The organism is Thioalkalivibrio paradoxus ARh 1, assembly GCF_000227685.2.
GTDB classification, from domain to species: domain Bacteria; phylum Pseudomonadota; class Gammaproteobacteria; order Ectothiorhodospirales; family Ectothiorhodospiraceae; genus Thioalkalivibrio; species Thioalkalivibrio paradoxus.
Genome location: NZ_CP007029.1, coordinates 801,933 through 822,707, shown reverse-complemented (window position 1 = coordinate 822,707; position 20,775 = coordinate 801,933). Strand labels below are relative to the sequence as shown.

At 67.5% G+C, this 20,775-nt stretch carries 15 protein-coding genes and 1 pseudogene; 8 read left to right on the top strand and 8 right to left on the bottom strand.

Annotation, left to right across the window (positions count from 1 at the left end):
* Nucleotides 1-15: 15 nt before the first annotated feature.
* Both THITH_RS03745 and THITH_RS03740 read right to left on the bottom strand, forming a co-directional pair.
* Nucleotides 16-1,422, bottom strand: coding sequence for a sigma-54-dependent transcriptional regulator (locus THITH_RS03745; RefSeq protein ID WP_006745827.1), 1,407 nt, complete (start codon nucleotides 1,420-1,422; stop codon nucleotides 16-18).
* A gap of 181 nt (nucleotides 1,423-1,603) precedes the next feature.
* Nucleotides 1,604-3,079, bottom strand: coding sequence for a sensor histidine kinase (locus THITH_RS03740; RefSeq protein ID WP_025367241.1), 1,476 nt, complete (start codon nucleotides 3,077-3,079; stop codon nucleotides 1,604-1,606).
* A gap of 372 nt (nucleotides 3,080-3,451) precedes the next feature.
* On the opposite strand from THITH_RS03740, the pseudogene THITH_RS19005 reads away from it, so the two are divergent.
* Together THITH_RS19005 and THITH_RS03735 are read left to right on the top strand one after the other, a co-directional pair.
* A pseudogene (locus THITH_RS19005) lies at nucleotides 3,452-3,644 on the top strand (hypothetical protein).
* Between the two features lie 111 nt (nucleotides 3,645-3,755).
* Complete coding sequence (locus THITH_RS03735; RefSeq protein WP_006745829.1) at nucleotides 3,756-4,415, top strand: MBL fold metallo-hydrolase; 660 nt, start codon at nucleotides 3,756-3,758, stop codon at nucleotides 4,413-4,415.
* A 103-nt stretch (nucleotides 4,416-4,518) separates the two neighbouring features.
* Here THITH_RS03735 and htpX read toward each other — a convergent pair whose 3' ends face one another.
* Together htpX and parC are read right to left on the bottom strand one after the other, a co-directional pair.
* Entirely contained in the window at nucleotides 4,519-5,409 is an 891-nt protein-coding gene (htpX, locus tag THITH_RS03730; RefSeq protein ID WP_006745830.1) for a protease HtpX, read from the bottom strand.
* A 91-nt stretch (nucleotides 5,410-5,500) separates the two neighbouring features.
* Nucleotides 5,501-7,753 carry a DNA topoisomerase IV subunit A gene (parC, locus tag THITH_RS03725; protein WP_006745831.1) on the bottom strand — a complete coding sequence of 751 codons (2,253 nt, stop codon included), beginning with the start codon at nucleotides 7,751-7,753 and terminating at the stop codon, nucleotides 5,501-5,503.
* Nucleotides 7,754-7,893: 140 nt separating this feature from the next.
* On the opposite strand from parC, the gene THITH_RS03720 reads away from it, so the two are divergent.
* Nucleotides 7,894-9,324 carry a phospholipase D-like domain-containing protein gene (locus THITH_RS03720; protein WP_006745832.1) on the top strand — a complete coding sequence of 477 codons (1,431 nt, stop codon included), beginning with the start codon at nucleotides 7,894-7,896 and terminating at the stop codon, nucleotides 9,322-9,324.
* A gap of 122 nt (nucleotides 9,325-9,446) precedes the next feature.
* Entirely contained in the window at nucleotides 9,447-10,274 is an 828-nt protein-coding gene (locus THITH_RS03715) for a hypothetical protein (protein ID WP_006745833.1), read from the top strand.
* 7 nt (nucleotides 10,275-10,281) lie between these two features.
* On the opposite strand, the gene THITH_RS03710 is transcribed toward THITH_RS03715, so the two are convergent.
* On the bottom strand, nucleotides 10,282-10,821 hold the full coding sequence (locus THITH_RS03710) for a c-type cytochrome (RefSeq protein WP_232222237.1): 540 nt from the start codon (nucleotides 10,819-10,821) through the stop codon (nucleotides 10,282-10,284).
* Nucleotides 10,822-11,079: 258 nt separating this feature from the next.
* On the bottom strand, nucleotides 11,080-12,711 hold the full coding sequence (locus tag THITH_RS18675) for a hypothetical protein (RefSeq protein WP_198019466.1): 1,632 nt from the start codon (nucleotides 12,709-12,711) through the stop codon (nucleotides 11,080-11,082).
* Between THITH_RS18675 and THITH_RS18670 the strand changes: the two genes are divergently transcribed.
* On the top strand, nucleotides 12,712-13,338 hold the full coding sequence (locus tag THITH_RS18670; RefSeq protein ID WP_006745836.1) for a LysM peptidoglycan-binding domain-containing protein: 627 nt from the start codon (nucleotides 12,712-12,714) through the stop codon (nucleotides 13,336-13,338). It begins immediately after the preceding gene.
* Between the two features lie 164 nt (nucleotides 13,339-13,502).
* Here THITH_RS18670 and lptG read toward each other — a convergent pair whose 3' ends face one another.
* Both lptG and lptF read right to left on the bottom strand, forming a co-directional pair.
* A complete protein-coding gene (lptG, locus tag THITH_RS03700; protein WP_006745837.1) occupies nucleotides 13,503-14,570 on the bottom strand; it encodes an LPS export ABC transporter permease LptG in 1,068 nt (355 codons plus the stop codon).
* Entirely contained in the window at nucleotides 14,567-15,670 is a 1,104-nt protein-coding gene (gene lptF, locus THITH_RS03695; RefSeq protein WP_156925556.1) for an LPS export ABC transporter permease LptF, read from the bottom strand. Before lptF ends, lptG begins: the two co-directional genes overlap by 4 nt.
* A gap of 134 nt (nucleotides 15,671-15,804) precedes the next feature.
* On the opposite strand from lptF, the gene THITH_RS03690 reads away from it, so the two are divergent.
* From THITH_RS03690 to THITH_RS03680, 3 genes are all read left to right on the top strand, one after another.
* The gene (locus THITH_RS03690) at nucleotides 15,805-17,292 is read left to right on the top strand and encodes a leucyl aminopeptidase (RefSeq protein WP_006745839.1); all 1,488 of its coding nucleotides are present in this window, start codon (nucleotides 15,805-15,807) and stop codon (nucleotides 17,290-17,292) included.
* A gap of 15 nt (nucleotides 17,293-17,307) precedes the next feature.
* Nucleotides 17,308-17,733, top strand: coding sequence for a DNA polymerase III subunit chi (locus THITH_RS03685; RefSeq protein WP_006745840.1), 426 nt, complete (start codon nucleotides 17,308-17,310; stop codon nucleotides 17,731-17,733).
* A gap of 161 nt (nucleotides 17,734-17,894) precedes the next feature.
* On the top strand, nucleotides 17,895-20,660 hold the full coding sequence (locus THITH_RS03680; protein ID WP_006745841.1) for a valine--tRNA ligase: 2,766 nt from the start codon (nucleotides 17,895-17,897) through the stop codon (nucleotides 20,658-20,660).
* Nucleotides 20,661-20,775 lie beyond the last annotated feature (115 nt).

The window sequence follows — 20,775 nt, the reverse complement described above, 5'->3', positions numbered from 1 at the left end:
ATCCGTTCCCGACGGTCACGTGTCTCCGTCCAGTTTGCGGTACAGCGTCTTGCGGCCAATGCCGAGGATCCGGGCAGCCCGTTGCTTGTTTCCACCGGTATGGGCAAGCACCTGACGAATGTAGCGTGCCTCGAGTTCTTCGAGCGTATACCACTGCTCATCGGATCCCGCGCCGGCTGGATCGGCCGCGAACCGCCGGGCATGCCCCGGTTCTTCCCGAACGCGATCGGGCAGGTCCTCGGCCTGAATCACGTCGCCCGTTGCCAGGGTCGCAGCGCGCTCGACCAGGCTGGCCAATTCCCGCACGTTGCCCGGAAAGCGATAGCCCAGCAGCAACCGGAGTGCGTCCGGCGCCAGCCCCCGCAACGGGATCTCCCGCGCCGCGGCCTGCCTGCGCAGGAAGTGACGCACCAGCCGCTCAATGTCCTCGCCGCGTTCCCTGAGCGGCGGCACCTCGATCTGGAATGTTTCCAGCCGATAGAACAGATCCTCGCGGAAGTCGCCTTCGCGCATCAGTTCGGACAGATCGCGATGTGTCGCCGCGACGATCCGCACGTCGGTCGCGACCTCCTCGTTCGAACCGACCGGCCGGACGCGGCCATCCTGCAGCAGCCGCAGCAACTTGGTCTGCATCGCGGCGGGCATCTCGCCGATCTCGTCCAGGAACAGGGTGCCCCCATCCGCTTCGAGGAACAGCCCCTTGCGCGCGCCGCGGGCCCCGCTGAACGCACCTGCCGCGTGACCCAGCAGCTCGGACTCGAGCAGGGTCTCGGGAATGCCCGCGCAGTTGATCGCGACGAACGGGCCGCTTGCACGCGGGATCTCCTCGTGCAGCGCACGCGCGACCAGCTCCTTGCCCGTGCCGGACTCGCCGCTGACCAATACGCTGCCGTCGGATCGCGCGATTCGCCGGATCAGTTCGAACAGGCGCAGCATCGCCGGACTGCGCCCATGCATGCCGTGAAACCCGCGGTCTCCCAGCGCCTCGCGGTACTGCTGCACCTCGGCCCGCAGGCGTCGTGTCTGCAGCACGCGATCCGCCGCCAGGCGCAGGTGCTCGAGGTCGATGGGCTTGGTCAGAAAGTCGTCGGCGCCGGCCTTCAGCGCATGCACGGCCTGATCGATGGTTCCAAAGCCCGTTAGCATGATGAAGCCGGGAGCCGGCACCAGCGACCGTGCCTGTTCCAGCACCGCCATGCCGTCCGCTCCGGGCAAGCGCAGATCACTCACGATCAGCGCAAACGAACGCTCGCCCATCACCTGCAACGCATCTTCGGCGCTCGCGACCGCGTGTACCGCATAGCCGGCATCGGTCAGTTCTTCGTCCAGCAGGCTGCGATGACCCGGATCATCCTCAACCACCAGCACCGCCTCGGGCAGGGATTGCCCGGAGCTGTCGTTCAACGCGAGATTTTCGGCCATATCCGATGCGTGCAATCTGTGGATTGGAATGGGGACGATGGGTCCGGAAGGCGACGCTGGCGGCGGCCCCTCGTGCCCGTGCCGCCACCGCGGATCACGGTCTCCGCCCCCTTGGGGCGTTGCCGTTCATCCGCGCAAACCGCGCGCAACACACCGGGCACCCGCGTCGCCGTGCCCTCGGTCACGGGCTGCGTTCTCCATGCACGGGCAGTGTCATCACGAAGCGGGCACCGTCCTGCCAGCTGCGATCCAGCCAGATTCTCCCGCCGTGATCCTCCACCGAGGCATGCGCCACCGCCAGCCCCAGGCCGGTTCCTCCACCCACGGGCTTGGTCGTGAAAAACGGTTCGAACACATGGTCCCGGTGTTCCTCGGCGATGCCCGGGCCATCGTCCGCCACCGACAGTTCGACAACGGCATCCGCGCCATCCTGCGGCCGACACCACGCGACGACGACCTGGGTACGGGCGGACTGAATCGCATTCGCGACCAGGTTGCCCACAGCCTGTTCCAGACGCACCGGATCCGCCTGCACCCGGAGATCCCGGTCCTGCTCGGACGCCTCGACCCGGACGTCAACCTCCGGACAGTCGTTCGCGGCACGCGCGCGGGCCACCACATCGACGACCAGATCGCTCAGCCTCAGTTCGCGCCGGTTCAGCGGATTCCTGCGGGCGAAATCCAGGAGCTGGCGCACGATCCCTTCGACCCGGCCCAGTTCGTCGAGCAGGCTCGTCATCTCCCTGGCCAGCGGGGAGTCCGCTCCGGCCCGGCGCCGCGCCCGCTGAGCACGGCCCGCAATGACGCCGAGCGGCGTGCCCAGTTCATGGGCCACCCCGGCGGCGAGCTGCCCGATCGCGGCAAGCTTTTGGGACTGGCGCAGCCGTTCCTCGAGTTCGGCCTGCTGCGCCCTCTGGGCCTCCAGGGCCCGTTCCGAATCCTCGCGCCGCTCGATCATGTCGTTCATGTTGGTCGCCAGCAGCCGCAGTTCGTCCGGACCCTCTTCGGGAACCCGAAGCCCGCGCGCGCCCTGCCCGATCCGCTGCATCGCCTGGGCCAGCAGATCCACATGGCGCCCCACCGCGCGGTAATGACCCCACAGCACCATCAGTAGGAACAACAACGACAGCACCCCGATCACCACCCCGCCCTGCCAGCGCATCTGCGCGATGTAGGCCTGGAAACGGGAAACGTCGCGGGTGATCTGCAGAAGGCCGATGATCCGACCGCCGGCGTCGGTCAGCGGCAGGAAGAACGAGAACACCTCGCGGCCATGGCGTTCGTCGAACGCACCCTGGCTGCCGGTCGCGGTGATCAGCAGGGCGTCGCGGCGGCGGTCGAGCGACGGGCTGCGCGGCCCGCTGGTGGCGATCAGGTCGCCGGCAGCGTCATAGACGTAGACACCGAACACCTGCTCCAGCTGGAACGCCGAATCCAGCGCCTGCTGCACGTCCATCGCGTCACGGCGGACCATCGCGGTCGAAATCGGCAGCCGAATCGACCGCGCCACCAGTTCGATATCCTCCTGCATGCGCAGCTGCATCTGCTGTTCGAACTCCCGCAGACCCAGCATGCCGAGGGCGATCAGGACCCCGAGCAGCGGCACCAGCACAAAGGCAAGAACGGCGTTGCGCAGATTGTTGAGTCGGAACGACACAGTCACGATCATGGAGGCAGGCGGCGGCCACGACAACCCCGCCCTTGACACCCAACGCCAGCGCTGCGGCATCGCCGCGCCATCTCGAGCAGCGCCACCAAACGATCCCGAAGGGGTATCGCAAGGGCTGCGTGTCTGAAGCGGGTGGCACATTCGCCGCATCGGCAGGACGCTTGCCGCTCGGGGCCAGCCCTGCGGAGCAAAAAAAAGCGCGGACCGAAGTCCGCGCGAATAACCACCAAAGGAGGATGGAGGAGTACGCTGACCGCAGCAGGGGGGGCTAGCGATCAACGTATGAGTAGTTTCTAATATTCGGGATGTCGTGTCAACCCCTCCAGCCCTCGCATTCACCGACGCATCGTCGTTCCTGACGTGAAGGTCACGGCCTGTCTCGTGTCCCGGGCGACCCGTAGGGCGGAAAAGCGCAGCGTCATCCGCCGCATGGCGTTCGCGCCTCCCCGGCGCCTGCGGCAACCCCGGCGTGGGAATGGCGGATGACGGCCCTCGGCCTTTTCCGCCCTACGCCTACGCCTCTGTCATCATCGGGGGTGTCCGCTGGCCATGACTGCTAACCCACGTGGAAGCGGAAAACGCCGTCTGCAACAATGGCACGGAGCGCCGCCCCGGTTCGCGGGATCTGCCGGCCCGCAACTCCTCTGCCCCAACGGACCCCGCCATGCTTGGATTCGTCTCCCTACCCGTCACCGCTTTCGAGCAGAACGCGACGCTGATCTGGTGCAAGAACACCCAGGAAGCCGCCTGGGTGGACCCCGGCGGGTCTGCCGAGACGCTCTGGAACGAGGTCGCGAACCGGGGCCTGGATCTGCGCCAGATCCTGCTGACCCACGGGCATCTCGACCACGTCGGCGCCGCACGCGAACTCGCGGACCGCGCCGACATCCCGATCGTCGGCCCCGCCGAGGCCGACCGCTTCTGGCTGGAACAGCTCCCGATGCAAGCCCGGATGTTCGGAACCGCGGAGGTGGCCGCGTTTCTTCCCGACCGCTGGCTCCGGGAAGGCGACCGCGTCCGGGTCGGCGAGCAGATTCTGGACGTGTATGAATGCCCCGGGCATACGCCGGGGCACGTGGTCTTTCACCATGCGCCCAGTCAGCTGGCCTTGGTCGGAGACGTGCTGTTCGCGGGCAGCATCGGCCGCACGGACTTTCCGATGGGCAACCACTCGGACCTGCTGCGCTCGATCGTGACCAAGCTGTGGCCGCTCGGTGCGGAAACCCGTTTCATTCCCGGCCACGGACCGATGTCCACGTTCGGAGAGGAACGCCGACACAACCCCTTCGTCAGCGACCGGGCGATCGCCGCGCAGCGAGGCTGACTGACTCCGAGTGGCCCACCATTCCGCGCTCGGGTTGCGTCGCCCCCTCCCCCGCTTGCCGGGGGACAGGGGCGACATCAGAAGCGGCGCCGGACCACGGCGTTCAGCCGCGCATCCCCTTCAGCGCCATGATCCGCTCCTCGATCGGCGGATGGGTCATGAACAGCCGCTTGATCCCCTGCGGCACGCCACCGCGGATCCCGAAGGCGGCCATCTGATCGGGCATGTCGACCGGCCGGCCGGAAGCCCGCGCCAGCGACTCGAGCGCGCCGATCATCTGATCGCGGCCCGCCAGCTTCGCGCCGGCCTCGTCGGCCCGGAACTCGCGCTGGCGCGAGAACCACATCACGATGATCGACGCCAGGATCGCCAGCAGAATCTCGGCGACGATGGTGGTGATCCAGAACGCCGGCCCGTGGCCCTGCTCGTTCTTGAACACGACCCGGTCCACGAAATGCCCCAGCACCCGCGCGAGGAAGATCACGAAGGTGTTCACGACCCCCTGGATCAGCGCCAGAGTCACCATGTCGCCGTTGGCGACATGGCCCACCTCGTGACCGAGTACCGCCTCGACCTCGCCCTGGCTCATGCTGCGCATCAACCCGGTGCTGACCGCGACCAGCGCGTTGTTCCGGCTCATGCCGGTGGCGAAGGCGTTCGGGTCGGGCGAATCGTAGATTCCCACCTCGGGCATGCCGATGCCGGCCGCCCGGGCCTGCCGCCGAACGGTCTCGAGCAGCCATTGCTCGGTGGCGTTGCGCGGCTCCTCGATCACATGCACGCTCATCGTCCTCTTGGCCATCCACTTGGAAATGGCCAGCGAGATGAACGACCCGCCGAAACCGAATACCGCCGCGAAGACCAGCAGCGCATTCAGGTTCAGACCCACGCCCTGCTCGTCGAGAATGCGCTCCACCCCAAGGATGCGCAGCGTGATGCTCAGCACCACGATGATGGCAAGGTTGGTGCCTAAAAACAGCATGATACGTTTCATGGTGACTCCGAGCGATTGATCAGAAATTCAAGATTGGCCGGCCATTATAGATGGGGCGGAGCCGGAGAAATTCAAGCCATTGCGATCCGTTTCAGATCTGCACCTCCAGCCGATCGACCTTCTGGTAACCGCGCGGCAGCTTCAGCCCCCGCCGGCCTCGCTCGCCCTCGTACCCGGCCCACTCGGAAGGTCCCATGCCCTTGAACCTGCGCCCGGCGTGCACCACCAGCGTCGCGCCTGCGGGCAGCACCGCGATCGCGACCACCCGCTCCTTGCCTTCCCGCAGCCGGGCCGCGGGAATACCGATGATCCTGTTGCCCTTGCCGCGCGCCATCTCCGGTAGATCGGTCGCGGGGATCACCAGCAGGTGGCCATCGGAGGTCGCCAGCGCGATCCGATCGGTGTCGACCTCGCGCAGCCGCTGCGGCGCCAGCACATCGGCCCCAGCAGGGACGTTCAGCACGGCCTTGCCGGCCTTCTGGCGGCCGAACAGGTCGCCGAGCCGCACCACGAAGCCATAGCCGTGATCGGTGGCCAGCACCCAGCGCTCGTCCGGCGCCCCGGTCGCAAGGCCGACGACGTGCCCGCCGTCGGCCAGCGTCACGCGTCCGGACAGCGGTTCGCCCTGCCCGCGCGCCGACGGCAGCGTGTGCGCCGGCAGCGTGTAGGCACGGCCGGTCGAGTCCAGGAACGCCACCGGCTGGTTGCTGCGCCCGGCAAGCGCGGCCAGGAAACCATCGCCCGCCTTGTAGTTCAGCGCAGCCGGGTCCACCTCGTGGCCTTTCGCCGCGCGCACCCAGCCCATCTTCGACAGCACGATCGTCAGCGGCTCGGTCGGCACCAGCGCGGTTTCGTCGAGCGCCTGCGCGGCCGAGCGTTCGACCAGCGGCGACCGGCGTTCGTCGCCAAAGTTCTCGGCATCGGCGCGAATCTCGTCCGCGACCAGGCGCTTCAGCCGCCGTTCCGATGCCAACGTCTTCTCCAGCTGCTCGCGTTCGGCGGTGAGTTCATCCTGCTCGCCCCGGATCTTCATTTCCTCGAGCTTCGCCAGGTGACGCAGCTTCAGTTCCAGAATCGCCTCGGCCTGGATGTCGCTGAGTCCGAAACGTTCCATCAGCACCGGCTTGGGCTTGTCGTTCTCCCGGATGATCCGGATCACCTCGTCGATGTTCAGATAGGCGATCAGCAGACCGGCCAGCACGTGCAGCCGCGCGAGCACCTTGTCGAGCCGCCACTGCAGCCGCCGGCGCACGGTCGTCACCCGAAATCCCAGCCACTCGACCAGCAGTTCGCGCAGGTTTTTCACCCGGGGCCGGCCGTCGAGACCGATCAGGTTCATGTTCACCCGGTAGCTCTTCTCGAGGTCGGTGGTCGCGAACAGGTGGTCCATCAGGCTCTCGACGTCCACGCGCTGGCTGCGCGGGGTGATCACCAGGCGCGTCGGGTGCTCGTGGTCGGACTCGTCGCGCAGATCCTCGACCATCGGCAGCTTCTTGGCGTTGATCTGCCCCGCAATCTGCTCCAGCACGCGCGCCCCGGAAACCTGGTACGGCAGCGCGGTGATCACGATGTCGCCATTCTCGCGTTCGTAGCGGGCCCGCGTACGCACCGCTCCGTAGCCGGTCGCGTAGACCTTACGCAGGTCTGCGGGCGAGGTGATGATCTCCGACTCGCTGGGGAAATCGGGGCCGGGGATGTGCTCGATCAGGTCGTCCACCGTGGCATCCGGGTGTTCCAGCAGATGCACACAGGCGGCCGCGACCTCGCGCAGATTGTGCGGCAGGATGTCGGTGGCCATGCCCACCGCGATCCCGGTCGCACCGTTGAGCAGCACGTTCGGCAACCGCGCCGGCAGCACCTTCGGCTCCTCCAATGTGCCGTCGAAGTTCGGCGCCCAGTCCACCGTGCCCTGCTCGAGTTCGGACAGCAGCAACTGGGCGTAGCGCGACAGCCGCGACTCGGTGTAGCGCATCGCCGCGAAGCTCTTCGGGTCGTCCGGCGAGCCCCAGTTGCCCTGCCCATCGACAAACGGGTAGCGGTAGGAGAACGGTTGCGCCATCAGTACCATCGCCTCGTAGCAGGCGCTGTCGCCGTGCGGATGGAACTTGCCGAGCACGTCCCCGACGGTGCGCGCGGACTTCTTGTACTTCGCGGTCGCGGTCAGCCCCAGCTCGCTCATCGCGTAGATGATCCGCCGCTGCACCGGTTTCAGACCGTCACCGACGTGCGGCAGCGCCCGGTCCAGGATCACGTACATGGAATAGTCCAGGTACGCCTTCTCGGTGAACTCCTTCAGCGGCAGGCGCTCGGCATCGGAGAAGTCCAGCGTCAGGTTCTCGGGCATCGGGTTCCGCTCCGGTCAGGGGATACTGCGGCGCACAGCACACGGCCGTCGGGACCGAGTTGCCCGGCGCCGAGCGCGGCCGTACTGTAGCCAGTTCGAAACGTGCATTCCAATGCAATCTCGCGGGACGGGGGGCGGGCTTGGACCTGGAGACGGGCTGGATCGCCAGCGGCATCGCGGCCGCCGTATTCCTGGTGGCCATCGTCACCGCGGTACATGCGCTGCTGCAGCGCCGGGAGACCGGGGCGGTCATCGCCTGGGTCGGCCTGATCTTTCTGTTGCCGCTCGCCGGTTCGATCCTGTACTGGCTGTTCGGAATCAACCGCATCCGCAGGCGGGCCCAGGCGCTGCGCGAGGGCCACAGTCCCGCCTCGGCGGCCCGCTCCAGCCTCGGAGTGGATGTCGAATTGAGTTCGCGCTGGCGGGGGTTGCTCGGCTCCGGTGACGCACTGAGTCCGTTCACTGTCGCGCCGGGCAACCGCGTGACCCCGCTGCTCGATGGCGATCAGGCCTACCGGGCAATGCTCGACGCGATCGACGGGGCGCAGCGGCGCGTGAACCTCGCAACGTATATCTTCGACGCCGACCCGGTCGGCCTGCAGTTCGCCGATCGGCTGAAGGCCGCCCGGGACCGCGGCGTCGACGTGCGGGTGCTGATCGACGGCATCGGCGCCCGCTACAGCCGCCGCAGCATGCTGCGGCACCTGCGCCGGCTCGGGGTCCGGACCGCGGCATTCCTGCCGGTGCAACTCCCGCGCAGCGTGGCGGTGTTCAACCTGCGCAACCACCGCAAGCTGCTGGTCGTCGACGACACGACCGGATTCACCGGCGGCATGAACATCCGGCGCGGCCACCGACGCACCGACCCCGGACGGCATCCGGTCGACGATCTCCACTTCGAGCTCGAGGGGCCGGTGGTGGCCCAACTCGACTCGATTTTCTGCGAGGACTGGCACTTCAGCACCCGGGAACGCATTGCGAACACCCCGGGAACGGACCGGCCGACCCGGCCAGCGCCCGGGAAGACCCTGTGCCGTGGACTTCCCGACGGCCCCGACGAAGACTTCGAGGTGCTCCAGTTCACGCTGCTGGCAGCGCTGGCCGAGGCCCGGGAACGGGTCACCATCGTCACGCCGTACTTTCTGCCCGATGTCGCGCTGCTCGGCGCGCTGAAGACCACGGCCTTGCGCGGTGTCAACGTCGACATCCTGCTTCCCGAGCGCGGCAATCTGCGCCTGGTGCAGTGGGCCGGGAACCCGCTGCACGCGGAACTGGTGGAACGTGGCTGCCGGCTGTGGCTCACCCCGCCGCCGTTCAATCACAGCAAGCTGATGCTGGTCGACGACTGCTGGGTGCTGTTCGGGTCGGGCAACTGGGATCCACGCAGCCTGCGACTGAACTTCGAGTTCAACGTCGAATGCTACGATGCCGAACTGGGCCGGCGGCTGGGCGGCTGGGCATCCGAGCTGCGCTCGCGCTCGCGGCGGCTGGATCTCGACGAGATCCAGAGACGTCCGATCCCGATGCGCCTGCGAGACGGGGCTGCCCGGCTCCTGACACCGTACCTGTAAACCGCTCGCAGCCGCGCCGCTCGCGGTGCACACCGCCAACGGTGTAGTCTGGGGCGATTGCAATGGTCTTCCCCGGGGCCGGGGCCGCAAACGCCAACGCGTCACGCCGGAGGCGCGAGTCGATGTTCCTGAACCTGTTCCGCCGCGACCCACTGCTGGATGAAACGACCCGGCGGTGGATCCACGAGGTCTTCGCCTGGGCGCTGCGCCATCAGGGTCCCGGGGTGTTCTTCGGCGACACCGATCTGGTGCTGCCTACGCCCGAGTACTTTCCGGGACGGGCCAGCAGCGTGCATGAGATGGCGCAACTGATGTTCGAGTCGGTACGCAAGCACGCGGGCCTCGACCACTGGCCCTGCCAGCTGCTGGAACCGGGCGCGCTGACCGCGCAGCCCTACCCCCACCACCCGCCGCCACCCGCGTACCGCGGCCGGCGGGCACTCGCCCCGGCTACGAACGGGGCGGCTTCCACCGCCCTGTTCAGCTACTCGCCGGAGCTGGTCGGAAACCCGGAGGCATTGATTGCAACCTTAGCGCGCGACTTCGCCCAGCACGTCGCCGCTGCCGCTCCCGAACCCCCGCCCGGGGGCCGCGAGAATTGGCCACACATCACCGAGCTGGTCGGCGTCTTCATGGGCTTCGGACTGATGCTTGCGAACACGGCATTCAGCGTGCGCGTCAACAGCTGCGGTTCCTGTCAGGGTCCGGCAGCCGAGCGCAGTGGCTACCTGTCACGCGCCGACCTGACCTATGCGCTCGGCCTGTTCTGCCGGCTGAAGAACGTCCCGGCGGGACAGGCCCGCAGGCATTTGAAATCCTCGCTGCGGCCGATCTTCCGCCGCGCCCTGGCGCAGATCGACCGCCACCCGGACGACCTCGAGAAACTGAAGGCAACGGCACCGGCGCTCGCCAGCGACCCAGCGGCAGGAGTGCTCACGCTCCCGCGCTGAACGGTGCTCAGGGCGCAGGAAAATTGGCGTCGTAGTCCAGCCAGGCGGCATAAATCCGGTCCGGCCAGTGGCTTTGAAACCAGGCAATCACGACATCGATCTCCGCATCCGTCAGGACATCCGCAAACGGCGGCATGTCGCCGTGCTCAGCATCGGAGCCGTGCCGAATCTGCTGCCGCAGTTGCCAAAGCGGGTGGTGCCAGGTGTGCCCGGTGCCGTTCAGCGGTGGTGGCCGCCAGCGGCCATCCGGAAGACGCCGTCGCCATTCCTCGGCGCCCTCGGCCTGCCCGCCATGACACGATGCGCAGTACCTGGCGTACAACGGAGCGCCCTGCATGACTTGCTCGATGGTGTACCACCGGCCGGTTTGCGCGTCCCGTCGTTCCGCCTCGCGCGGGGGCTCCGTGCAGCCAGCCGTCAGCAACACCGCTATCAAGGTTGCGGCCAGCGCCACCCGCGGCCCGGTCACCCGGTGATCCCTCCGGAACCGTTTTCGGAACCGCCCTGGCCGCGCACCCGCCTTGCTGTCATCTTCCTGATCCATCATCGAGTCTGCCACCTCCGGGGCGAAAGGTTCGTCCAGCGGGCGCACCAGGATGCACGCAGGCACCGGGGGAACCAAACCTTGAGACTTGAGCCGATCCGCGGCACGCTGGCTACACTGTGGAGGAGTAACGCCGCGAATCCGAGTTTTCACGTTCGAAGACGGATGGCCACCCACGGTCAACGAGAAGAAAAGCGACCGGGCTGACACGATACAGCACCGGACCCAACAATGCCCCAAGGAGACCACACCATGAACCACTCATACCCCCCGCTGCAGCCACGGGCCCGACGACCCGGGTTCCCGCGACCTGCACTGCTGGCAGGCGCACTGCTTCTGGCCCTGAGCGTTCCCGGCGCCGGACAGGCCACCAACTCCGGAAACAGCGCCCCGGAGGCTGAATCCGACGCCTTGCAGGAACGGATCGACGCCATCGAAGGCAAGCTCGGCAACCTGCGTGACGAGAACGAGATGTTCTCCGCAGAACTGTCCACTGCCCGCATTGAACTCGCCGCCCAGGGCGAGGAACGCGCGCTGCTCCGTGCCGAAATCACCGACCTCGAAAATCAGCTGACCGAGATCCAGGCCGCCGCCAGCGACGCCCGCCAGAGCCGCGAACAGGCCGAGGCCGCCGCCGCCGACCTCGAGGCCGCCAACGAAATCCTCGAAGCCGAACTCGCTGAAGCCCGCGCCGGACTCGCCGCCCAGGGCGAGGAACGCGCGCTGCTCCGCGCCGAAATCACCGACCTCGAAAATCAGCTGACCGAAACCCAGGCCGCCGCCAGCGACGCCCGCCAGAGCCGCGAACAGGCCGAGGCCGCCGCCGCCGACCTCGAGGCCGCCAACGAAATCCTCGAAGCCGAACTCGCTGAAGCCCGCGCCGGACTCGCCGCCCAGGGCGAGGAACGCGCGCTGCTCCGCGCCGAAATCACCGACCTCGAAAATCAGCTGACCGAAACCCAGGCCGCCGCCAGCGACGCCCGCCAGGACCGCGAACAGGCCGAGGCCGCCGCCGCCGACCTCCAGGCCGCCAAGGAGATCGTCGAGGCCGAGCTCTCCCAGGCCCGTACCGAACTCGCCGCCCAGGGCGAGGAACGCGCGCTGCTCCGCGCCGAAATCACCGACCTCGAAAATCAGCTGACCGAAACCCAGGCCGCCGCCAGCGATGCCCGCCAGGGCCGCGAACAGGCCGAGGCCGCCGCCGCCGACCTCCAGGCCGCCAACGAAATCCTCGAAGCCGAACTCGCTGAAGCCCGTGCCGGACTCGCCGCCCAGGGCGAAGAACGCGCCCTGCTCCGTGCCGAAATCGCCGATCTCGAAAATCAGCTGACCGAAACCCAGGCCGCCGCCAGCGACGCCCGCCAGGGCCGCGAACAGGCCGAGGCCGCCGCCGCCGACCTCCAGGCTGCGAAAGACGTCGTCGAGGCCGAACTCGCCGAAGCCCGCGCCGAACTCGCCGCCCAGGGCGAGGAACGCGCGCTGCTCCGCGCCGAGATCACCAACCTCGAAAATCAGCTGACCGAAACCCAGGCCGCCGCCAGCGACGCCCGCCAGGGCCGCGAGCAGGCCGAGGCCGCCGCCGCCGACCTCCAGGCTGCGAAGGATATCGTCGAGGCCGAGCTCGCCGAAGCCCGCGCCGCACTTGCCGCCCAGGGCGAGGAACGCGCGCTGCTCCGCGCCGAGATCGCCGATCTCGAAAATCAGCTGACCGAAACCCAGGCCGCCGCCAGTGATGCCCGCCAGGGCCGCGAGCAGGCCGAGGCCGCCGCCGCCGACCTCCAGGCTGCGAAGGATATCGTCGAGGCCGAACTCGCCGAAGCCCGCGCCGAACTCGCCGCCCAGGGCGAGGAACGCGCACTGCTCCGCGCCGAAATCGCCGATCTCGAGGCACAATTGACGTCCACCCGTACCGAACTCGGCGAAGCCCGTAGTGCGCACGAAGACCTCGAACAGCAACAACGCGCGACCCGCGATGAACTCGCCTCGCTGCAGACCACGTTGGACGACCTCAGGGCGCGCCTGGATGCGTCACAGCAGGACCTGACCCGCGCACAATCCGCTCAGGCCGCGCTGCAGGAAGAACTGACGGCTGTGCAACGCGCGCGCGACGAAGCCCAGGCCGAGAGCGAGCGCGAACTCGCGCACCTGCGTTCGATGCTACCGCCGGACGAGGGCGGCTCGCTGGATCTGGAAGCCGTCCGCGCACAGGCGGCCCAACATGCTCAAGAGCTGCGCGATGCCAACCGCGCACTTCGGCCCGGAAGCAGCGCACAACCTCAGCAACTGGCCGCGATCGAGGAAGCCGCCGAGCAACTGCGCCGCCAGCAGGCACTCACGGTACGTGCCCAGGGGGGAACGCTGTATCAGGTGCGGCCCGGGGAAACCCTCGGGGTGATCGCAGCCCGGTTCTATGGCGAAGGAAACACCTGGCCGCGGGTCCAGGAGATCTACGAAAACAACCGCCACATCCTGGAAAGCCCGGACCAGGTCTGGCCCGGAACGACGCTGATCCTGCCGTAACGGACGCACCCCGGCGCGCGTCCAGTGCGCCGGGGTGCTCCTCGACTAGACACTCGGATCGCGATACTCAAGACCCTCACGGCCTATGCGCTGAGCGCTCTTGCCGCCACCCACTGAGCACGCGCACCCCAAGCCAACTCCCGACGGGAGGAGCGACGTATACTTCAGCCCCTCACCCTGGCCAACGCCACCACCGCGATCAGCAGGAACAGCCAAAGGGGTATGCTGGCGGCAACCCAGGGTGGAAATTCGTAGACCAGCCCCATATGCGCCATCGTGCGCATCACGATCACGAACCCCACCCCCAGCACCAGTCCAATGAACAGGCGCCGGCCGGCACCGCCCTCACGCTGGCTGCCGAACAGGAACGGAATCGCCAGCAACAGCATCACCCAGGTGCTGGCCGGCAGGACGAAACGCTGCCAGAAAGCCACTTCGTAAGCTGCGGACTCGAGGTGATTCTCCTTCAGGTACCGGATGTATCGCGCCAGGTCACTCGCGGCCATCTGGCGCGGCTCCACCACCAGCACGCCAAAGTATTCCGGAGCCAGCAGCCGGTCCACGACTTCATCGGGCATCTTTTCCGGAATGACGCCGAACGGCGACACCCGTGACCGGGCGACCCCCGACAGTTGCCAGCGGTCCATCTGGAACTCGGCCCGGTCCACGTTCGTGATCGACCGGACATCCCCTGTGGGCCCCAGCTCGATCACACGAACGCCGGCCAGCCGGTCACCGGGCAGAACCGCATCGGCATGGACGATTCGATTTCCGTCGCGGGCCCAGAGACCGATCCGGCCCACCGTCATCCGCTCGTCGAATGCGAACGCCTTCAGATGCTGTGCGCGCGCCTCGGCCTCCGGCGCCAGCAGCTCGCCCATGCCCACCATGCCCACCACCACGACCAGGCCGCCCTGCATCACCCAGCTCACCAGCCGCACCCGCGTGACGCCGGCTGCGCGCATCGCCGTCAACTCGCTGTTCGACGCCAGGTTGCCGAGCCATAGCAGACTCCCCAGCAGCGCGGCGGTCGGCACCAGTTCGTAGACGCGACGCGGCAAGGTCAACAGGACGTAGACGACTGCCTCCCAGAGCCCGTACTGGCCGCGCCCGACGTCACCCAGCTCGCCGATCAGCGCAAACACGCCATCCAGCGTCACCAATAACAACAGCGCGAACAGGGTTCCGATCAGTACCTGGGCAATCACATAGCGGCCGAGTACGGTGGTCATCGCGCAGCGCTCCGTACCGGCCGGAACCGCACTGGCCACAGACACCGGCGCCAGGAGAGCACCAGCCACACCGACAATGGCAGCAGATGCACCCACCACAGGCCAAGCCACATCGGCACCTGGCCGACGATCACCCAGGACTTGCCCATGATCAGCAGGTTGGCGTAGAGCGCATACACGACGATCGCGAGCGGCACGGCTGCGTAACGCCCGCTACGCGGCGGCACCAGACCCAGCGGCAATGCGACCAGCGCCAGCATCAGCACCGACACCGGCATCGCCAGCCGCCATTCGAGTTCCCCGCGGAACACCGGCTGGTGCCGCTGTTCCCAGAGCTCTGCCATCGGGACTCCGTCGAGACTGCGTCGGGGCTCGGCCAATGTCGGGTCCGGGACCCGCATCCGCAGGCGGTCGAACTCGAGCATCTGAAACGAGCCCTCACCCGGGACGCCGACGTACCGGTGGCCGTCCTCCAGAACCAGATAGCGGGCACTGGCGTGCAGCTCCGCAATGGCCCGCTTCGCGACGGTCACCTCGGCGATGCCATCGGCACGTTCGTGGTAGATGAAAACGCTGAGCAATGCCTGCCGGTCAGGCGTCAGGCTTTCCGCAAAGAACACCTGGTCACCCACTCGCGAACGCAGAAACCGGCCCGGCGTGATCCCCACCAGGTCGGATCGCTGGTCGGCCCGATCGCGCAGCTGGTCCACCATCGCTTCCACCCGGGGAACCACGAACGACATCAGAAACAGCAGGACCAGGGCGGCCGGAATCGCGACCATGTAGATCGCGCGATAGATGCGGGCAAACGATACGCCACCGGCCTGCATCGCGATCAGCTCGCTGTCGCGCTGCATCCTGCCCAGCACCAGCAGGAATGCCAGAAACAGCGCAACCGGCCACAGGAGCATCAGCCCCTTGAACGACCCGAACGCGACCAGCGCCGGCAACACGTCGAGCGGAATCCGGCCTTCCGCGACATCGCGCAGCACACGGCCCAGAACACCGCCGATGATCACCAGAAGCAGCACCGCGGTAACCGCCGCCTGGGTCACCAGGAAGTCGCGTGCGAGGAAGCGCTCGATCAGCAGCGGACGAATCACGCGGAACACACCCCGGGTTCGCGGCACCGACAGCACAGCGGTGCCTCGGCCGATTCCTCCGCCTTGGTCGTTTCTTTACCCACACTGCTAAGATTAGCGTTCAAACCCTTTCCCGTCGCGCGAGGTTTCGAATGCAATTCTCGGTCACTACCGATCCGATCGACAAACCCAAAGCGGGTCTGCGCGTGGTGGGGGTGTTCCATAAGCGCAAGCTTGGCACTGCCGCGGCCGCGCTGGACGCCGCGCTGGAAGGTAGCCTCGGGAACGTGCTCAAGGCCGGGGAGATGGATGGCGAGTCCGGCAGCACTCTGCTGCTCCCCGCCAGTTCGAAGGGCGCCGCGGGTACGGTGCTGGCCGGGCTCGGCAAACCGAAGGAGTTCGCGGCCGGGTCCGCACGCAAGGCCTGCACGGCGATCGCGAAGCTGCTCGCCGAACGCCCGGCCGCGACGGTGGCCATCGCCGCCGGCGATCTGCTGCCAGACGGAAAGGACATCGGCTGGCTGGTACGCACACTCGTCGCCGGAATCGGCGACGCGGCCTACCGGTTCAGCAACTACAAGGGCAAGGAGGAGGTCAAGCCCGTCCGGCTGCAGCGGGTGATCTTCTGCGTGGCCGAAGACCAGGTGGCCGAGGCGGAAACGGCATGCGTCGAGGCTGCCGCGATTCTTGCTGGTTCGAATCACACCCGCGATCTCGGTAACACGCCGCCCAACGACCTCTACCCGGAGACGCTGGCCGAGGCGGCCCGGGCACTCGCGAAGGAACACAAGAAACTCAAGGCCACCGTGCTCGACGAGCAGGAGCTCGCAAAACTCGGTGCCCAGGCGATCCTCGCCGTCGGACAGGGCTCCGAGCGCCCGCCGCGGCTGATCGCGCTGGAGTACGGCGGCGGACCGCAGGACGCGCCACCGATCGTATTGGTCGGCAAGGGTATCACGTTCGATTCTGGCGGCATCTCGCTGAAACCGGGCGAGGCCATGGACGAAATGAAATACGACATGTGCGGTGCCGCGACCGTGCTGGGCGTGATGAAAGCCGTCAGTCAGCTCAAGCTGCCGCTGAACGTGGTGGGCGTGATCACCAGCGCCGAGAACATGCCCGACGGCCGTGCCACGCGCCCGGGCGACATCGTAAAGACCCTTTCCGGCCGGACGGTCGAAATCCTGAACACCGACGCCGAGGGGCGCCTGGTGCTCTGCGACGCGCTCACCTGGGTCGAGCGCTTCAAGCCGAAGGCCGTGATCGACATCGCGACGCTGACCGGCGCCTGCATCATCGCGTTGGGGCATCAGGCCAGCGCGGTGCTCGGCAACGACGAGGATCTGGTGGCGGCGTTGAAGCAGGCCGGCGACCGCAGCCACGACCGCACCTGGGAACTGCCACTGTGGGACGAATACCAAGAGCAGCTGAAGAGCAATTTCGCGGACATGGCCAATATCGGCGGCCGCCCTGCCGGCACCATCACCGCCGCCTGTTTCCTGGCGCGCTTCGCGGAAAAGTATCCCTGGGCGCACCTGGACATCGCCGGGGTGGCATGGAAGAGCGGCAAGGAAAAGGGCGCAACCGGGCGCCCGGTACCGCTATTGATGCACTACCTACTGGATCAGGCTGCTCAGTAGGCGCTCGGAACCCTGATGACGCGCGTCGCCTTCTACCTGCTCGCGGCCCGCGATGAGCAAGCGCGGCGCCTGTTTGCCTGCCGCCTCGCGCGCAAGGTCAGCAGGATGGGCCACCGCGTGCACATCCATACGCCGGACGCGGGCAGCACAGACGAGATGGACCGGCTGCTGTGGACCTTCGAGGACATCGCGTTCCTGCCGCATGGCACCGATGTCAACGATCCCGACAGCCCGGTCACCGTGCACGACCAGGCGGCTCCCGCAGACCGCTGCGACGTGCTGATCAACCTTGCGCCCGAAGTGCCGGAGTACTTCGGGCGTTTCGAGCGCGTCGCCGACCTGATCGGTAGCGACCCGGCGGCACGGGCACGGGGCCGCGAGCGCTACCGCTTCTTCAAGGAACGCGGCTACCCGCTGGAGCACCACGAAATCGGCGACTGATCCGCATCGAGGCCCGTTGGGGCAATACCCGGCCCCGCCATGGCGGGCCGGTGGAACCGCCGCTGTCGAGCGCGCCCGGGCCGCGAGAATCCGGGCACTGCGGCACAACACCCGCCGGCAGCCGGTATAATGTGCGGCTGATTCCAAGCCCCCGGCCCGTCATGGACAAGAGTTTCGACCCGCGCTCGATCGAGCAGGCGCTGTACCGGCAATGGGAGGACAGCGGCTGCTTCGCGGTACGTCCCGAAGGCGCCCAACCCTACTGCATCCTGCTGCCGCCGCCGAACGTGACCGGAACGCTGCACATGGGGCACGCGTTCCAGCACACATTGATGGACGCACTGATCCGCCACCGGCGCATGCGCGGCGACGCGGTGCTCTGGCAGGGCGGCACCGACCACGCCGGCATCGCGACCCAGATGGTCGTCGAACGCCGGCTCGCAGCCGAAGGCAGGAGCCGCCACGATCTCGGCCGCGAAGCCTTCCTCGATGCCGTCTGGGACTGGAAGGAACACTCCGGCGGCACGATTTCCAGCCAGATGCGCCGGCTCGGCAATTCGATCGACTGGTCGCGCGAGCGCTTCACGATGGACGACGGGCTGTCGAACGCGGTCACCGAAGTCTTTGTGCGGCTGCACGAGGAGGGGCTGATCTATCGCGGCAAGCGCCTGGTGAACTGGGACCCGGTGCTGCACACCGCGGTTTCGGATCTGGAGGTGCTGTCCGAGGAAGAACAGGGCTCGCTGTGGCACTTCCGCTACCCGCTCGCCGACGCCTCGGGGCATCTGGTGGTCGCGACGACCCGGCCCGAGACGATGCTTGGCGACACCGCGGTCGCGGTACACCCGGAAGACGAACGCTACCGGCACCTGATCGGACTTGAGGTCGAACTGCCGCTGACCGGAAGGCGCATTCCGGTGATCGCCGACGACTACGTCGATCCCGAGTTCGGCACCGGCTGCGTGAAGATCACGCCGGCGCACGACTTCAACGACCACGCGGTCGGCACACGCCACGCCCTGCCGCTGATCAACATCTTCACCATCGACGCCCGGCTCAACGAGAACGCGCCGCAAGCCTACCAGGGCCTCGACCGCTTCGAGGCCCGCAAGCGCGTCGTCGCCGACCTGGACGCGCTGGGCCTGGTCGAGAAGATCGACGACCACCGGCTGATGGTGCCGCGCGGCGACCGCAGCGGCGCGGTGATCGAACCGTTCCTGACCGACCAGTGGTACGTGAAGGTCGGCCCGCTGGCCGAGCCCGCGATCCGCGCGGTCGAGGACGGGCGTATCCGCTTCGTTCCCGAAAACTGGTCGAAGACCTACTTCGAGTGGATGCGCAACATCGAGGACTGGTGCATCTCGCGCCAGATCTGGTGGGGCCACCGGATTCCGGCCTGGTACGACGCCGACGGCAACATCTTCGTCGGGCGCTCGGAGGCCGAGGTGCGCGAACGCCACGGACTCGGGCCGGAGGTTGCGCTGACGCAGGACGAGGACGTGCTCGACACCTGGTTCAGCTCGGCGCTGTGGCCGTTCTCGACGCTGGGCTGGCCCGAGGAAACACCCGAGCTCGAGCGCTTCTACCCGACCAGCGTACTGGTCACCGGCTTCGACATCATCTTCTTCTGGGTTGCCCGGATGATCATGATGGGCCTGAAGTTCATGGACGACGTGCCGTTCCGGGAAATCTACATCACCGGTCTGATTCGCGACGCGGAAGGCCAGAAGATGTCGAAGTCCAAGGGCAACGTGCTCGACCCGATCGACCTGATCGACGGCATCACGCTGGACGCGCTGCTGGAGAAGCGCACCAGCGGCCTGATGCAGCCGCAGATGGCGAAGAAAATCGCGAAGGCCACGCGCGGGCAGTTCCCCGAGGGCATCCCGGCGTTCGGCACCGACGCGCTGCGCTTCACGCTGTCGGCGCTGGCCACCACCGGACGCGACATCAAGTTCGACCTGGGCCGCATCGAGGGCTACCGCAACTTCTGCAACAAGCTCTGGAACGCCGCGCGCTTCGTGCTGATGAACGTCGACGGCCAGGACACCGGCCTCGGCCCCGAACTGCGGCAGCCGACGCTCGCCGACCGCTGGATCATGGACCGGCTGCGCACCACCGCCGCCGCAGTCACCGCCCACTACGACGCCTACCGCTTCGATCTCGCCGCGCAGGCGCTGTACGACTTCACCTGGCACGACTACTGCGACTGGTATCTGGAACTGACCAAGCCGGTGCTGAACGGCGACGCGGATGCCGCGGTGAAGCGCGCGACCCGGCATACGCTGGTACAGGTGCTGGAAGCACTACTGCGCCTGCTGCATCCGATGATGCCGTTCATCACCGAAACGATCTGGAACGACGTCAAACCTGCCGCCGGCGTCGACGCCCGTTTCCTGGTCGAACGGCCCTGGGTCGGGACCGACGATTTCCCGGCCGATGCCGCTGCCGGCACCGAGCTCGAGTGGGTCAAGGGCTTCATCACCGGCCTGCGCCGGATTCGCGCCGAGATGGACATCGCACCGGGCAAGCCGCTGCCGGTGCTGGTGCAGAACTGGACCGAGGACGACCAGGAGCTGTACCTGCGCCACCGCACATTGCTGGACTTCCTCGCCAAACCCGAGTCCGTCACCTGGCTGAACCCGGGCGAAGAGGCGCCGGAATCGGCGCTGTCGCTGGTCGGCGAGATGCGCCTGCTGATCCCGCTCGCCGGGCTGATCGACAAGGACGCCGAGATCGCCCGGCTCACGAAGGAGATCGGGAAGCTGGACCGCAACCTGGAACAAAGCGAATCCCGCCTGGCCAACGAGAGCTTCGTGGCGCGGGCGCCGGCCGAGGTGGTCGCGAAGGAACGCACCCGGGTCGCCGAGATGCGCGCGGCCCGCAGCGACCTCGGCGCGCAACTCGAGCGCATCCGCGCGCTCTGAATGCCGACATCGCGGCGGCGCAGGCTGCCAGGGAAACGATAGCCGCGCAGACCGCGCGCAAACGGGCGGATCGGTCGCTTCCCGGCGCCGGCCGCCTCGACAGCGTATTCGCGCC